Below are 15,585 nucleotides of genomic sequence, written 5' to 3'. Positions count from 1 at the left end.
CAAAGCTTTCTGAACCCCGCTTGCCCCCCGGCGTTGACCTCTCTAGGTTCCGCCGCCTTGCGACAGGGCCTGTTTGCCCGCCCCTCCCGGACGCCTCATGGCCACTCACTATCTCGATTTTGAAGAGCCGATCGCCGATCTGGAGGCCAAGATCGAGGAGCTCGGGCTGCTTGCCGCGACCTCCGGCTCTTTCGAGACCGAGATCGAGGGCCTGAAGAAGAAGGCCGAGCAGCTTCGCCGGAAGACCTATGCCGAGCTCGACCCCTGGAAGAAAACCCAGGTCGCGCGCCATCCGCAACGCCCGCATTTAGTCGATTATCTGGATGCGCTGTTCACCGACTATGTCGAACTGCGCGGCGACCGCCAGTTCGGCGACGATCAGGCCATCCTGGGCGGCCTCGCCCGCTTCCGGGGACAGGCCGTCGTCGTCATGGGCCACGAGAAGGGCCACGACACCGCCACCCGCCTGACCCACAATTTCGGGATGGCGCGGCCCGAGGGCTATCGCAAGGCCGTGCGCCTGATGGACATGGCGGATCGCTTCGGCCTGCCGGTCCTGACCTTCGTCGATACGGCCGGTGCCTATCCGGGCCTGGGGGCCGAGGAACGCGGCCAGGCCGAGGCCATCGCCCGCTCGACCGAACGCGGCCTGATCCTGACCACGCCGATGATCGCCACAGTCACCGGCGAAGGCGGCTCGGGCGGTGCCATCGCGCTGGCCGCCGCCAACCGGGTGCTGATGCTGGAGCACTCGATCTATTCGGTGATCTCGCCCGAGGGGGCCGCCGGCATCCTGTGGCGCGACGGGGCACGGGCACGGGATGCGGCAAACGCCATGAAGATCACCGGGCCGGACCTGATGGCCATGAAGATCGTGGACCGGGTGGTGCCAGAGCCGGTCGGCGGTGCCCATGCCGACCCGCAGGCAGCGATGAAATCCGTCGGCGATGCCGTGTGGGAAGAGCTTCAGGCCCTTCTGCGCCTGACACCGGCCGCGCTGCGCAAGCAGCGTTCGGACCGCTTCTACGCCATCGGGCGCGCCTAGTTTCCCACGTCCGCGGCGGTTCTTGCCCCGCGCGTCTGTTTTTTCCACAGCGCCGCATATTCGCCTCCGACCCGGGCCACCAAATCATGGTGTGCCCCGCGCTCGACGATACGGCCGGCCTTGAGCACCAGGATCTGATCCGCATCGGCGATGGTGGACAGGCGGTGGGCCACGACCAGGGTGGTGCGACCCGCCTTGGCCTTCCGCAGGGTCTTCTGGATCGCGGCCTCGGTGCGACTGTCCAGTGCGCTGGTCGCCTCGTCCAGGATCAGGATGCACGGGTCGGCCAGCAGGGCGCGGGCGATGCCGACGCGCTGACGCTCGCCCCCGGACAGCTTCAGGCCGCGCTCTCCGACGCGGGTCTCCATGCCCTCCGGCAGGCTGCGTATGAAGTCGGACAGCTCCGCCGCCTCCGCAGCCGCCTCGATCGCCGCTTCGTCCGCGTCCGGCCGGGCGAAGGCGATGTTGACGCGCAGGGAGTCGTTGAACAGCGCCACGTCCTGCGGCACCAGGGCCACCGCCCGGCGCAGCGACGCCTGGGTCACGTCGCGCATGTCCGAGCCGTCGATGGCCACGCAGCCGGTCTGGGGGTCCAGCAGGCGCAGCGCCAGTTTGACGATGGTGGACTTTCCCGCGCCGGAGGGGCCCACCAGGGCGGTCGTCGTGCCCGGTGCCACCTGAAACGACACATCTTCCAGGCCGTTGGCCCGCGTGTCATGGCGGAACGATACGTCCTCGAACGCCAGAGATCCCCCGCGCTGATCCTGGGGACGCACCAGGTCGATAGCTCCCGGCGCATCGGCGACCTGCGGCGATTGACGTGTGACCTTCAGCATCTCCTCCATGTCGATGAAGGACTGGCGGATTTCGCGATAGGCGAAGCCCAGGATGTTCAGCGGCGAATAAAGCGAGATCATGATGAGCACGGCGGCCGTTACGTCACCCGGCCCCATCCGCCCGGCCGCCGCCTCGAAGCCCGCCATCACGGCCATGACCCCCAGACCCACATTCATGATCAGGGCCTGGACGGCATTCAGAAGCGCCAGCGAGCTGTTCGCCTTGAGTGCCGCGGCGTTATAGACCCCCAGCGCCCGGTCATAGCCCTCGGCGGCGCGGCCCTCGGCCCCGAACGACTTGACGGTCTCGTAGTTCAGCAGGGCGTCGACGACCTGACCGGCCGCCTCGGTGTCGGCGGTGTTCATCGTGCGTCGATGCTCGATCCGCCAGTTGGATATGGCGAAGGTCAGACCGGTGTAGAGAACCACCACGACCACCGCGACGCCCGCGAACCGCCAGTCGTACTTGCCCCCCAGCACCGCAGCGGCGAGGGCCAGCTCCAGAACCGTCGGAGCCAGGTTGAAGGTCAGGATACGCAACAGGAAGTCGACCGAGCGCGAACCGCGGTCCACCGTCCGGGACAGGGCGCCGGATCGCTTGGTCTGGTGGAAATCCAGCGACAGGTTCAGCGCATGGGCGAAGGTCTCGGTCGCAGCGCGCCTTTGGGCCGCCTGACGCACAGGGGCGAACACGACGTCAGAGAGCTGTGGGGCCGTCGAGGAAAAGAAGCGCACGATCGCCCAGCCCACAGCGAAGCCTGCGAAGCCCAGACCGACCGAGACGCCCGCCGGTTGATCCCTGGCCAGATGGTTGACGGCAGCCCCGAGCACCAGCGGCGCGACCACACCCAGCGCCTTGCTGACGATGATCAGTGCGATCGAAGCCACCAGCCGAAGGTGCAGTTGCGGCGCACCCGATCGCCCGACCAGCCGGGCCAGGTCGATCAGCGCCGGGATCGTCCGGGGTCCGTCGGCCGCGTCATGCGCGACCCCCGACAATTGCGCCTTGGCTTCCATCGAGCCGCCCCGTTGTCCCGATCGTTCGCCACGTGCCATGCCACGCATATGCACTGCGCAGCCACAGTCCGAAAGACGTGGTTCAGGCGACGCTGCCGAAGACCCGACGGAAACTGGCTTTCAAGGCTCCGTCTGCTTCGTCCATGCCGGCGATGACACCCAGATCCAGCAAGCTCGTCACCCCGTGCTCGCTGATGCCGCAGGGGACGATGCCTTCGAAGTGGGCCAGATCGGGCTCCACATTCAGACTGATGCCGTGAAAGCTGACCCATTTTCGGATCTTGACCCCGATGGCCGCGATCTTGTCTTCGCGCGACCATCCCGGCCCCTTGCGCTCGACCCAGACACCGACCCGGCCCTCGCGCACGCCGGCCTCGATGCCGAACTCCGCCAGCGCTCCGATCAGCCAGGCCTCCAGCCCCCGCACGAAGCCGCGCACATCCTTCCCGCGTGCGTTCAGGTCCAGCATCACATAGGCCACGCGCTGGCCCGGCCCATGATAGGTGAACTGCCCGCCCCGGCCGGTCCGGTGCACCGGGAACCGCCCGGCATCCAGCAGGTCGTCGTCCCTGGCCGACACCCCGGCCGTGTAGAGCGGCGGATGCTCCAGCAACCAGACCCGCTCGGCCGCATCCCCGGCCGCGATCGCCGCCACCCGCATCTCCATTTCGGCGACGGCGGCCTCATACGGCACATAGCCGGGCGCGACGATCCATTCGACCGGGCGGCCATCGGAACGAATCAGTGGTGAAACGGCGGCGCTTAACGGCTCGGCAAGCATGATGGGATCAATGTGTCCCCGGGAGCAGCCAATGCAAGTCCAGACGTCTGTACCTCCCGCGTATCCGGAGTTCCCTTGAGCCAGATTGAAGCCGTCGACGTCGAATTGTCCGTCGTGCTGGGCCGCTCCGTGCTGCCTATGTCCCAGCTGTTGCGGATGGGTCGCGGCGCCGTGATCCCGCTCGATGCATCGGAAAACGACGAGGTCTGGATCCTGGCCAACAACCATCCGGTGGCCCGCGGCATGATCGAGATCCGCGAAGACCGCATCGCGATCACAGTGACTCGCCCGGCCGACGTCTACGACTTCATGGCCGGAGCGGCCTAGACGAGCGATTGGGCAGTAGGCAGTAGGCAGTAGGCAGTAGGCAGTAGCGAGGTCGGTGCCGGTGGATACGGTCAACAGCTATCGCGATCTGAAGGTCTGGCAAAGGGCCATGGACTTGACCGTGCTGGTCTATGATTTGAGCCGCGGCTTTCCCAAGGAAGAATAGTTCGGTCTGACGTCACAGATCAGACGCGCATCCGTCTCCATCGCGGCGAACATCGCGGAAGGCTACGGACGCTCCACCACGGGCTCCTACCTCAGCTTCCTGCGCATCGCTCAGGGTTCCCTCAAGGAAGTTGAGACGCACCTGATCCTCGCCGGCCGCGTCTCGATCTGCTCCGAAGCCAGGACAAGCCCGATCCTGGCCCAAACCGACGAACTCGGCCGGATGCTCCGCGCGCTGATTGCGCGTCTCGAACAACACCAGGACCCTTGAAACCCACCTTCTACGACCCACTGCCTACTGCCTATTGCCTGTGTTGCCCCCCTTCCCTTCCCTCCGATCCTCCGCTACAGCCCCCGCTCCGATGCGAGCGGTCGTGGCGGAATTGGTAGACGCGCAGCGTTGAGGTCGCTGTGGGGCAACCCGTGGAAGTTCGAGTCTTCTCGACCGCACCATCTGACGTAACAAGGGATACGATCGGCGCTACCGGCTGATTCACATCGAGAGAGGGAGGCCCCCCGCGTGAGCGAACGAACCGCCACTCTCGACCCTGTCGTCACCGAAGACCACGAGGCGCTGGACGAGGACTACGTCCTGACGGCGTCCTTTGTCGAAAAGGTCGTGGACGCCGCCGATGACGGCGACGGCCTGCGCCTGCGGTCGCTGCTGGAAGACCTTCACCCCGCAGACGTCGCCGACCTGATGGGCTTCCTGACAGCCGACCACCGGGGGGTCGTTGTGCTGTGGCTGCCGCCGGAGCTGCTGGCCGAGACCCTTCCCGAACTGGACGATGGCATCCGCGAGGAGGTGCTGGAGGGTGTCGCGCCGGGAACCCTGGCAGAGGCGCTTCAGGAACTGGACTCCGACGACGCCGCTGCCGTGGTCGAGGATCTGGAAGACGATCAGCGCGAAAAGGTCCTGGCCGCGATGCCGGCCACCGACCGCGCCGCGATCGAGAACTCGCTGGGCTATGCCGAGGACACCGCCGGACGCCTGATGCAGCGCGAGGTGATGGCCGCCCCACTGTTCTGGAGCGTCGGCGACACCATCGACCACGTGAGGGCGCAGGGCGAGGACCTGCCCGAGCTGTTCTTCGACATCTACGTCGTCGACCCGCACAACAAGCCTGTCGGCGGCATTCCGATCAGTGGCCTGCTGCGCGCGGCGCGGACGGTGAAGCTGTCGGACCTGATGGAACCCGTGAACGGCATCGCCGCAGACACCGACCAGGAAGAGGTCGCCTACATTTTCGAAAAGTATCACCTTATCTCGGCGCCGGTGGTGGACTCGGCCGGGCGGCTGGTCGGTCAGATCACCGTCGATGACATCGTCAACATCATCCAGGAGGAAAACCGCGAGGACATCCTGCGCCTGGCCGGCGTGTCTGACGAAAGCCGGGGTGCCGGCGTGTTCGGCGTGGTGCGGTCGCGCATTCCGTGGCTGGTGGTGAACCTGGGCACGGCCCTGTTCGCATCGATGGTCATCGGCCAGTTCGAGAACGAGCTGAAGGCCCTGGTCTATCTGGCCATCCTGATGCCGGTCGTGGCTTCAATCGGCGGAAACTCGGGCACCCAGGCCCTGACCGTGGCCGTGCGGTCGCTGGCTTCGCGCGAGCTGACCTCGGCGAACGCGCCCCGCATTCTGGGTCGGGAGGTCATGGTCGGACTGTTCAACGGAGTCACGATCGGCGCCCTCCTCGCAGGGGTTGCCTGGATCTGGTTCAGGGAGCCCCTGCTGTCGCTGACGATTGGCCTGGCCGTCCTGATCAACCTCGTCGCTGCCTCCCTGGCGGGAACACTCGTGCCCCTCGCCCTGGACCGGCTGGACCGGGACCCCGCCGTGGCTTCGCCGGTGTTCGTGACCTGGATCACCGATACTGTGGGTTTCCTGTCGTTCCTGGGCCTCGCCGGCATCATTCTGCTGTAGAATGCCCGGGCGGCCCGCGCCTTGCTCCCTCCCCTGCGGGGCGAGCGCGCTCCGTCTCGTTTTGGGTCAATTCCAGTGTCCGACGCCGCCAGACCGACCATGAAGATTTCCCGCGAGGGCATCGTCCTGATCAAGAGCTTCGAGGGCTTCCGCCCCCGGGCGATCCGTCGCGAGGACGGTGGCTGGGTCATCGGTTACGGCCACACCCTGTCGGCCCGCGAGGGCGCCAGCGTGTCGGAGGCCGATGCCGAACTGCTGCTGCGCTACGACCTCCTGCCGGTCGAGACGTCGGTGAACGAGGCCGGTTCCACGATCCTGAACCAGCACCAGTTCGATGCCCTGGTCAGCTTCGTCCACTCCGTGGGCGTCGATCGCTTCCAGTCCTCGGACGTCCTCGCCCATCTGGTCGAGGGCGACGCGGATCGGGCGGCAGACGCCCTGATGGGCTGGCCCGAGCCCGCCCGACCGCAGGCCCCGCTGCGTCGCCGCGTTGCCGAGCGCGCCCTGTTCTGGGCGAACCCGGATACGGACGTGGTGCTGTCCGATCTCCTCGCAGCGACGCCGGATATCGTTGCGCCTACCGCGTCCGAAACGAACCCGGAGACACCGACGGCATCACCGGAGATATACCCCCCTGCGACCGAAACGCCCCCCGCGATCCAGACGGACCCGGACGATGCGGAGCCAGGGACGGTGGCCGTTTCCATGTGGCTCGGAGAAACCGATGCCGCGGTCCTTCCGGGCGTCTCGCCGCCCCCTCCGGTGTCCGAGGTCGCTGCGGAGAGCGATGTCGGGACGAACGCCTTTGCCGTACCGGCCAATGACGTCGCCGCCGATGGGCCGACAGCGCCTGCGATTCCTGATCCCTTCACCTCCACCGAAATCACGGCGACACAACTGCCGGAGCCGGAGCCCGAGCCGGAGGCCGAGCCCGAGCCCGGTCCCCTGCCCGAAGTCACGGACGATGCCGGCCCGGCCGCCGCAAGCATGCCGGAAAAGGCGACGGTTCCGACGGATGCATCGATGCCGTCAGCCGCCTTGCCGGCTGAGCGCATCGCCGTCACGCTTAAGCGCTATAGTCCCTACGGGGCCGCCATGATCGGCCCCCTGCCCTTCCTGCAGCCAATGCAGGACCGGGTGATCGAGCCCGAGCCTGGGGTCACGCCGGCCATCGACCCTCAGCGTCCAGCGACGCCGACGGAGGTGCCGGTCGTCGCGGATAGCGAGCCGGCGACGGAGACTTCGCCGATCCAGGAGGCGATCGAGGTCGAACCGCTCATCCTCAGTCCGGATGACGATGCGCCGACGCCAGCGCTCTCGCGCGAGCCGTGGACGGTCGAGGAGCGCGTGGAGCTCAGCGACCCGAGCGAGGCCGGCCTGTTCGGCGAAGACCTGTCGCTGACCCAGGGCGGCGCGCCCATTCTGCGCCACGGCGACCTCGAAATCCAGGCACCCGCTTCGTTCGACTGGAGCGAAACGGGGGCTTTCATCATCATGGGTGCCGTCGGGCTGACGGCGTTCGGAGCGGCCATGGCCGCGTTCCGACTGGCAGCGGAGCCGTCGGGTGGCAACGAAACGGCCATCATCGCCTGGGTTCTGGCGCTGATCGGCGCGGGCTGCGTCGGGGTTTCCTCGTTCAACCTGTACCGTCGATGGGGCCTGCCGGGCGGCGACAACTAGCGCATTGGCGAACCGGCCCGGCCAGTGCTACGCCGCTGCCCATGAGCATTCCCAACGCCCCCCAATCGATGGAATTCGGCCTCGGCGAGACGGCCGACGCCATCCGCGAGACCACCGCCCGCTGGGCCGCCGACCGGCTGGCCCCGATCGCGGCGGAGATCGACGAGACCAACACCTTCCGCCGCGACCTCTGGCCCGAGATGGGCGACCTGGGCCTGCACGGCATCACGGTCGAGGAGGAATGGGGCGGGCTCGGACTCGGCTATCTCGAACACGTCGTGGCGATGGAGGAGGTCTCGCGCGCCTCCGCCTCGATCGGCCTGAGCTATGGGGCCCACTCCAACCTGTGCGTCAACCAGATCCGCCGCTGGGGAACGGACGGGCAGAAGGCGAAATACCTGCCCAAGCTGATCAGCGGCGAGCACGTCGGTTCCCTGGCCATGTCGGAGGCCGGTTCCGGCTCCGACGTCATCTCCATGCGGACCCAGGCGCGCAAGGTCGGCGACCGTTACGTCCTGAACGGAACCAAATTCTGGATCACCAATGCCCCGTCGGCCGACACCCTGGTCGTCTATGCCAAGTCCGACCCCGAGGCCGGGTCCAGGGGCGTAACCGCCTTTCTGATCGAAAAGGGCATGAAGGGTTTCAGCGTTTCGAAGAAGCTGGACAAGATGGGTATGCGCGGCTCCGACACGGCCGAACTGGTGTTCGAGGACTGCGAGGTTCCCGAAGAGAATGTCATGGGCCCGGTCGGCGGCGGCGCGGGCGTGCTGATGAGCGGCCTGGACTATGAGCGCGCCGTACTGGCGGCTGGTCCGCTGGGTATCATGCAGGCGGCCCTGGACGTCGTCCTGCCTTACGTCCGCGACCGCAAGCAGTTCGGCAAGCCGATCGGCTCCTTCCAGCTGATGCAGGGCAAGATCGCCGACATGTATGTCGCCCTGAACAGCGCCCGGACCTATGTCTATGCCGTCGCCAAGGCCTGCGATCAGGGACTGACCACCCGCTACGACGCGGCGGGAGCGATCCTCCTGGCGTCAGAAAATGCTGTGAAGGTGTCGCTGGAAGCGGTTCAGGCCCTTGGCGGCGCGGGATATACGAAGGACTGGCCGGTCGAACGCCTTGTCCGCGACGCCAAGCTCTACGACATCGGTGCGGGCACAAACGAAATCCGCCGCTTCCTGATCGGGCGCGAGCTGCTGGGAGCCTAAACCGCTCGAAAGCGTCATCGTCCCCCTCTAGGCTTACAGCATGAGCCTGACGGTGACCTCGACCGGCCGACCGATGCGCTTCTCCGATACCCTGGAGCGGCTTGGGAGCCATGGCGGCGAGAAGCTGTTCCTGGGCGAGATCGTCGAGGCGTTCGGGGAGCGGGCGTTCGGAGCGGTCATGCTTCTGTTCGCCATCGTCAACATGTTGCCATGGCCCCCGGGTGGCACGACGCTGACCGGTGCGCCGCTGCTGTTTCTGTCCGCCGAGCTGGCCTGGGGGCGCGACACCCTGTGGCTACCGCACTGGCTGGGCCGGGCCTCGGTCGGCCGCGAGACCTTTCGCAGGATGAGCGGCCGGCTGATGAAACTGATCCGGTTCAGCGAGGCCCTGTCGAAGCCGCGCCTTTATGTCCTGACCGGCCGGCTGGGTCAGGGCCTGATCGGACTGGCCTGCCTGGTGCTGTCGGCCATTCTGGTGCTGCCGGTGTTCGGCGGGAACCTGATCCCGGCCATCGCCATCGGGTTCTTCGCGCTCGGCGTCATGCAGCGGGACGGTCTGGCAGTTCTGCTGGGCTGGATCACGACCGGCATCACGGGTGCCGTTCTGATCTTCGCCTGGACTCTCGTCGTCGCCGGGTTCCGGCTGGGCTTCGGCTGGTTTGGACAGGTTTTCTGAAAATGGCCGAATGTTAAGTGGCGAGCGTTGGTGGACGTGCCTAAATCCGGTCGAACCCTTCAGAGCCCAGCCCGATGCCTGATTATGATTTTCAGAGCGACCACCGCCCATTCTCGACGGTGCTGGACGACATCGGGGCCAAGGACGATCCGAAGCTCTATCTCGGCGAATTGATCAATGCCTTCGGAGAGCGCGGTTTCGGGGCGTTGATGGTGTTCTTCGGGCTGATCAATGCGATCGCATCTCCCGTTCCCGGCACGACGACCGTCCTGGGCGCACCGCTGTTGCTGATCTGCCTTCATCTGGTGATCCGGCGCGACCAGCTGTGGATGCCCGCCTGGGCGTTGAAGAGCAGCCTGCCGCGCGACAGCTACCGCGCCACGATCGCCAAGGTCAGAAAGCCCCTGATTCAGATCGAACGTCTGTCGCGTCCACGCTTCAGTGTCATGAGCAGCGAGGTATCGGAGGTCCTGATCGGCGTGGTGACCAGCCTGCTTGCGATCATCGTCATGCTGCCGATCTTCGGCGGCAACCTGTTCCCGTCGCTGTGCGTCGCCCTGTTCGGATTTGGTCTTATGCAACGGGACGGTGCCCTGATCGCCGCTGCCTGGCTGGGCGTCGCGGGGTTGGGCATCTTTGTCTGGGCGGCCTGGAGCCTGATCGTCGCCGCCTTCCAGACCTCTCTGCAGTGGGTCCAGCAGCTGGTGTAATCGCCGGTGGCGCGGGCCGGGGTGTCCGCCTAAAGCTGGCTGGCCCTTCCGGATGACCCATGCCTTCTTCGCAGTCCCACGCCCGCACCTTTTCCGAAGTCCTCGAAGACCTCGGCCGCGGGGAGAACTCGAAGCTGTCCCTGCATGAGGTCGTGGACCGTTTTGGTGAGCGCGGCTTCGGCGCGCTGATCCTGGTGCTGGCCCTGGTGGCCATGATCCCGTGGCCCCCGGGCGGCAAGGCGCTGTTCGCCCTCGCCATCATCCTGATGGCCGTTCAACTGACCCTGCTGCGCCATGAGGTCTGGCTGCCGGTCTGGGCGGGCAAGGCCTCCGTGTCACGGAGCTTCTACAGGAGCGCCAGCGGCAAGATCATGGGCATCGTGCGTCGGTTCGAAAGCCTCTCGCGCCCGCGTCTGCTGTTCATGACCGGCAAGGTCGCCGACATCCTGATTGGCGTCGTCGCGGTATTGATGGCGCTCATGATGGGCACGTCCGCCCCGTTGATCGATGTCCTGCCCGACCTGGCGCTGGTGCTGTTCGGACTGGGCCTGATGGCGCGCGACGGGGTCATCCTGATCGGCGGCTGGGTGATGGTCGGGGTCAGCATCCTGACCTACGTCCTGGCCTGGGAATCGCTGATCGCGCTGTTCCACGGCGTGAGGCATACACTGCACCTGGGGTAGCAAAAAGGGCCGCCGGATCGCTCCGACGGCCCTCATTGTCTGACCGCGTTACGGTCGAACCGATAGCTTCAGCCTGAAAGGATCAGGCCCGGACCTCGTGGGAGGACCAAGTTTCAGTCACCGTAAGGGTTTGGGACAATGAGATCACTTGATCACCTCCTTTCGCTGTTGAACAGGACGTCGAAGGTAGGACCGCTTCGGCCCGTCCGCAAAGCCCCGATGCCGACTTCGTGATACCGGCTCCTGGTGGCGGGCAGACCTTCCACCTGCGTTCGACCAGGGAGCGACCGTGTCGCGAGCATCAGCGCATTTCAACCTGCTCCAGCACCGAGGATTCGCGAGCCGCAGGTCAGGGCCCTTCACCCATGCAAAAACACCGGGAAGCGAGCTTCCCGGTGTCCTTGTGTCTACTGGAACAGCGACAGGAGAATCTGTGGCGACTGGTTGGCGATCCCCAGAGCCTGAACACCCAGCTGCTGCTTGGTCTGCAGCGACTGGAGCTTGGCGCTTTCCTTTGCCAGATCGGCGTCCACCAGATTGCCAACACCGGATTCCATCGCGTCCGTCAGTTTCCCGACGAAGATACGATGGGTATCCAGCGCCTTCGACTTGGTGCCCAGACGCGCGAGCGCAGCCGAGACCTTGTCGAGGGAGGCGTTCACCAGACCCAGGGCCGTGGAGGCCAGGGTCGCGGTGCCGATGGTCGTGGTCGCGGCCACGGTGACATTCGTCGATCCCAGGGCCAGCACCTCGGCGCCGACCGTCAGGGTCGTTGTACCCGCCGCATTGGCCAGGGCCTGGAAGCCGGTCGCTCCCGCCTTCAAAAGGTTGACCCCGTTGAAGTCGGCGGCGTTGGCAGCCGAGGTGATCTGGTCGCGGAGGGCCTTGAAGTCCTCGTTCAGCGCGCTCCTCGATGACGTCGACAGCGACTTGTCCGTCGCCGCCAGGGCCTTCTCCTTCATCTGGACCAGCAGGTCCGAAATGCTCTCACCTGCCGCAAGACTCACGTCCACCGCCGATACGCCGCGGTCGAGCGAGGCTCTGACCGCCCCCAGGGCGCCGATATCGGACCGTTGACCCTGGGCGATCGCCCAGATGGCCCCGTTGTCCTTTGCGCTGCCGACCTTCTTGCCGGTGTTGATCCGGGATTGGGTCGCCGACAGCTCGGCATTGGTGGCGTTCAGATTTTGCAGCGCGACGAGGGCGCCAAGGTTCGTATTGACCGAGTTGGCCATGAGAAAGTCCTTCCATTCTGGTCGGGGGGAGACGGCCTTCTGGCCGTTGAACCGGTTCTGGTCCTGCGCGCATCAACGCAAGGACCGAGCCGAACTCATCCGATTGAAAAGACTATGGTAAATGTAGAAGCTTTGCCGTAGCCCGGCAAAATCTGGCAGGCTACGGTCAAGGTTGCCGGGCGGCTAGGATGCCTGGGCGGCCGGCTGCCCCTGGGGAGCCAGGCCCTGCATGATCGAGCGGTTGATGTCGATCAGGGTCTCGAAGTCTTCCTCGCCGCGCATGACGGCCGACGAGTGGCGGCCCACAAACAGGCTGATCGAGATGATCTGGGCCTTCAGCGGATTACTCAACTGGTTCTGCGAATCCGAGCAATCGGTGGCCAGTACGGACCAGAGGCGCCGATTCCAGTCGAGGGCGTCAATGCGGGTCTTCACATCGCCGGGATCGACGGTCGAGGCATGAATCAGTGCCCGGGTGACCTGGCCGAACAGCCGGTATTCCATTTCCCGCGGCGTTTCCGTCCGCGTGGAAGCCTGTGCATACGCGCTCAGCATCCGGTCAGACTTTCCTCGTAGTCCACCAGTTTCCGTGCCGCCATCAAGGCCTTGTAGTACTCCCGGGCCAGGACATGCTTGGAACAGGCGACGCAGTCGGTCATGGCGACCGGATTGCGGGTCGCGCCCATGAACTCCGAAAGCCGGGTCACGAACTCGTCGTAGACCTTGGGCGCCGCGCTCTCGTCCAGATACATCATCATGACCGGGAAATAGATGCGCTTGGCCGGGCTCGTGACCTCGTCCAGCTGCATGATGTCCTTCTCACGCAGAACCGAGGCCTTGTTCTGCAGGATCAGAACACCACGACGGTCGCCGTTCTGAACGACCGCGCCGTTCAGAACGAACTTCTCTCCAGGCTTCAGCGACAGCTTCAACGGCATAGATGGGGCTCCTTCAACCCGTGCGATCCTGACTACGCGCGGGGTGACTGACACATGCTAAACACCCGTGGTTAATCAGGTGTTCTATGGCAAGCGGTATCTGGGTCTGGGCGCATCAAACAAATCGAGTCGTCCATGACCCACGTCGTCCCCTCGCCCGCAGATCTGGTTCCGGCCGAGCTTGCACTCGGCCACATGCCGATGGCCCAGGGCGCAGTCGGCGACGCCGCCTCCCCCGTAAGGGACCCGGTGTCGGTCAAGGCATCCCCTGAGGCAAACTGATCGTTGTTAACCGGCCATGTCATCGGCTAGGCGTGGTGCGAACCCACGGAGCATCCGATGACGCGGCCGACCGACCGGTTCGAGGGAACCTCGAACTACATCGCCACCCAGGAACTGAAGATCGCGGTCAATGCCGCTGTCGCCCTTGAACGCCCCCTGCTCATCAAGGGTGAGCCCGGCACGGGCAAGACGGTGCTGGCCTACGAAATGGCGGCCGCTCTGAAGGCACCGCTCATCACATGGCACATCAAGTCGACGACCAAGGCCCACAACGGCCTTTATGAATACGATGCCGTCAGCCGCCTGCGTGACAGCCAGCTGGGCGACGAGCGCGTCCATGACGTGCGGAACTATCTGAAGCCCGGCAAGCTGTGGGAGGCCTTCACCAGCCCCGTGCGGCCCATCCTTCTGATCGACGAGATCGACAAGGCCGACATCGAGTTTCCCAACGACCTGCTGCAGGAGCTCGACCGGATGGAGTTCTTCGTCCAGGAAACCGGTGAGACGATCCGCGCCGCCGTGCGCCCCATCGTCGTCATCACCTCGAACAACGAAAAGGAGCTGCCCGACGCCTTCCTGCGCCGCTGCTTCTTCCACTACATCCGCTTCCCCGACGACGAGACGATGAAGGCGATCGTCGACGTCCACTTCCCCGCCATCAAGCCTCGCCTGGTGTCCGAGGCGCTGAAGACCTTCTACGAGATCCGCGACACGCCGGGTCTGAAAAAGAAGCCCTCCACGTCCGAACTGCTGGACTGGCTGAAGCTGCTGATGGTCGACGACGTCCAGCCCGAAACCCTGCGGGAAAAGTCGCCCAACAAGCTGATCCCGCCCCTGCACGGAGCCCTGCTGAAGAATGAGCAGGACGTGCACCTGTTCGAGCGGCTGGCCTTCCTGAACCGGCGCGAAGGCGCTCGCCCGGGCGGCTAGCCTGCCGTCATGCCGACACCGCGCGAACAGATATCGTCAGGCCGGTTACCGCGATTTCACTGGAATGGCCGGCTCTTTCGATCAGGATGGACGGCGAAAGGAACATTGTTATGCGTCTGCCCCTTCTGGTCACCCTCTGCGCGGCTTCGGCCCTCGCGACCGGCTGTGACGGCGAGAACGGCGTGCGCATCTCCAGCAGCACGACGTCATCGGACGCCAAGGGGGTGCTCAAGGTCGTCGAGACCCTGCAATGCCCCGAGACCCTGGGCGTCCTGACGCGCAAGGGCACCGCCCGGGCCGGCGGCACCGTCTGCACCTACTCGGGGCCCCGCGGAGCCGAGGTCTCGCTCCATCTGGTGGCGCTGGACAAGGAGCCGGTGGACACGGTCCTGGCCCGGTTCCAGTCCAGGCTGGCCGCGGCCATGCCCCGCACCTCGGCCGACCTGAGGGCCTCGGCCGACGCCGATCGGGCGCAGATCGCGGCCGATGCGGCGCGGGTCCAGGCGGACGCGGCAAGGGCCGATGCAGAGACTGCGCGCGCAACCGCAGAAGCGGCCACGGGCGAGCGTGTCACCGTCCAGGGGCCGGGTGTGAACATCGACAGCCAGGGCGACCAGGCCGACGTCAGCCTGCCCGGACTTCAGGTCAAGGCCGACGGCGACCGCGCCAGTGTCCGCATCGGCGGCCTCAGCATCAACGCCGACGATTCCGCAGGCACGGCCGACATCCGCTCCAGCGACGACAGCGTCAGCATCCAGGCCCATGACGACGCCGCCGAAATCCGCACCCGCGCGCCCGGTGACGCCACGCGGACCACCTATATGCTGACCGACAGCAGGCCGGCTGACGAGGGCTGGCGGCTGGTCGGTTACGAGGCGCGTGGACCGGTCGGTGGCCCCCTGGTGATCGCCACGGTGAGGGCCAGGGATCGCGACAGCGACGGCGTGTTCGACTCGGCCAAAGACCTGGTCACCCTGAACGTCGGAGAATAGTCCCCGCGCCCGAAGGCGTTCGCGCTTGATCCCGGCGGCGGGATGGGTCACCTGACCTGCCGTTCGCCGCTGGACCCTGCCCCTTGGACGATCTCGCAAAGCCCACGCCCGCACGATCGCGCAAGTCCGCGGCGCCCGCCCCGCGCGCCTGGC

General features: G+C 65.9%; 15 protein-coding genes, 1 tRNA gene and 1 pseudogene. 12 read left to right on the top strand and 5 right to left on the bottom strand.

The features are described from left to right. Positions 1–97: 97 nt before the first annotated feature. Entirely contained in the window at positions 98–1,045 is a 948-nt protein-coding gene (locus HZ989_RS08945) for an acetyl-CoA carboxylase carboxyltransferase subunit alpha (protein WP_209320510.1), read from the top strand. Here the strand turns inward: HZ989_RS08945 and HZ989_RS08940 are convergent. Both HZ989_RS08940 and lipB read right to left on the bottom strand, forming a co-directional pair. Continuing rightward, the gene (locus HZ989_RS08940) at positions 1,042–2,898 is read right to left on the bottom strand and encodes an ABC transporter ATP-binding protein/permease (protein ID WP_209320509.1); all 1,857 of its coding nucleotides are present in this window, start codon (positions 2,896–2,898) and stop codon (positions 1,042–1,044) included. The genes HZ989_RS08945 and HZ989_RS08940 overlap by 4 nt on opposite strands. Positions 2,899–2,980: 82 nt before the next feature. Next, positions 2,981–3,679 (bottom strand): lipoyl(octanoyl) transferase LipB, encoded by a 699-nt coding sequence (gene lipB / locus HZ989_RS08935; RefSeq protein WP_209320508.1) that lies wholly within the window; start codon positions 3,677–3,679, stop codon positions 2,981–2,983. A 75-nt stretch (positions 3,680–3,754) separates the two neighbouring features. Between lipB and HZ989_RS08930 the strand changes: the two genes are divergently transcribed. From HZ989_RS08930 to HZ989_RS08885, 9 genes and pseudogenes are all read left to right on the top strand, one after another. Next, positions 3,755–4,006, top strand: a complete 252-nt coding sequence (locus HZ989_RS08930; protein WP_209320507.1) for a FliM/FliN family flagellar motor switch protein — start codon at positions 3,755–3,757, stop codon at positions 4,004–4,006. 109 nt (positions 4,007–4,115) lie between these two features. Further along, a pseudogene (locus HZ989_RS08920) lies at positions 4,116–4,442 on the top strand (four helix bundle protein). A 97-nt stretch (positions 4,443–4,539) separates the two neighbouring features. Next, a tRNA-Leu gene (locus tag HZ989_RS08915) sits at positions 4,540–4,624 on the top strand. A gap of 67 nt (positions 4,625–4,691) precedes the next feature. Beyond that, entirely contained in the window at positions 4,692–6,095 is a 1,404-nt protein-coding gene (gene mgtE, locus HZ989_RS08910) for a magnesium transporter (protein ID WP_209320505.1), read from the top strand. Between the two features lie 99 nt (positions 6,096–6,194). Then, positions 6,195–7,775, top strand: a complete 1,581-nt coding sequence (locus HZ989_RS08905) for a lysozyme (protein ID WP_209320504.1) — start codon at positions 6,195–6,197, stop codon at positions 7,773–7,775. A gap of 41 nt (positions 7,776–7,816) precedes the next feature. Beyond that, positions 7,817–8,986, top strand: a complete 1,170-nt coding sequence (locus HZ989_RS08900; protein ID WP_209320503.1) for an isovaleryl-CoA dehydrogenase — start codon at positions 7,817–7,819, stop codon at positions 8,984–8,986. A gap of 40 nt (positions 8,987–9,026) precedes the next feature. Continuing rightward, positions 9,027–9,662 (top strand): exopolysaccharide biosynthesis protein, encoded by a 636-nt coding sequence (locus HZ989_RS08895; protein ID WP_209320502.1) that lies wholly within the window; start codon positions 9,027–9,029, stop codon positions 9,660–9,662. A gap of 74 nt (positions 9,663–9,736) precedes the next feature. Continuing rightward, the gene (locus HZ989_RS08890) at positions 9,737–10,372 is read left to right on the top strand and encodes an exopolysaccharide biosynthesis protein (RefSeq protein WP_209320501.1); all 636 of its coding nucleotides are present in this window, start codon (positions 9,737–9,739) and stop codon (positions 10,370–10,372) included. Between the two features lie 59 nt (positions 10,373–10,431). Then, positions 10,432–11,055: an exopolysaccharide biosynthesis protein gene (locus HZ989_RS08885; protein WP_209320500.1), complete on the top strand. Its 624-nt coding sequence runs from the start codon at positions 10,432–10,434 to the stop codon at positions 11,053–11,055. Between the two features lie 407 nt (positions 11,056–11,462). Here HZ989_RS08885 and HZ989_RS08880 read toward each other — a convergent pair whose 3' ends face one another. From HZ989_RS08880 to flbT, 3 genes are all read right to left on the bottom strand, one after another. Further along, on the bottom strand, positions 11,463–12,290 hold the full coding sequence (locus HZ989_RS08880; protein ID WP_209320499.1) for a flagellin: 828 nt from the start codon (positions 12,288–12,290) through the stop codon (positions 11,463–11,465). A gap of 183 nt (positions 12,291–12,473) precedes the next feature. Then, a complete protein-coding gene (flaF, locus tag HZ989_RS08875) occupies positions 12,474–12,845 on the bottom strand; it encodes a flagellar biosynthesis regulator FlaF (RefSeq protein ID WP_209320498.1) in 372 nt (123 codons plus the stop codon). Further along, complete coding sequence (flbT, locus tag HZ989_RS08870; protein WP_209320497.1) at positions 12,839–13,228, bottom strand: flagellar biosynthesis repressor FlbT; 390 nt, start codon at positions 13,226–13,228, stop codon at positions 12,839–12,841. The genes flaF and flbT overlap by 7 nt, the downstream gene beginning before the upstream one ends. A 339-nt stretch (positions 13,229–13,567) precedes the next feature. On the opposite strand from flbT, the gene HZ989_RS08865 reads away from it, so the two are divergent. Continuing rightward, positions 13,568–14,440 (top strand): MoxR family ATPase, encoded by an 873-nt coding sequence (locus HZ989_RS08865; protein ID WP_209320496.1) that lies wholly within the window; start codon positions 13,568–13,570, stop codon positions 14,438–14,440. 110 nt (positions 14,441–14,550) lie between these two features. Further along, positions 14,551–15,432 carry a methyltransferase type 11 gene (locus tag HZ989_RS08860; protein ID WP_209320495.1) on the top strand — a complete coding sequence of 294 codons (882 nt, stop codon included), beginning with the start codon at positions 14,551–14,553 and terminating at the stop codon, positions 15,430–15,432. The last annotated feature ends 153 nt before the right edge of the window (positions 15,433–15,585 follow it).

The sequence above is a fragment of the Brevundimonas sp. AJA228-03 genome (genome assembly GCF_017795885.1).
In the GTDB taxonomy this organism is placed as follows: Bacteria; Pseudomonadota; Alphaproteobacteria; order Caulobacterales; family Caulobacteraceae; genus Brevundimonas.
Note: the sequence above shows the minus strand (reverse complement) of the source record. Positions and strands in the feature narration are given on the sequence as shown.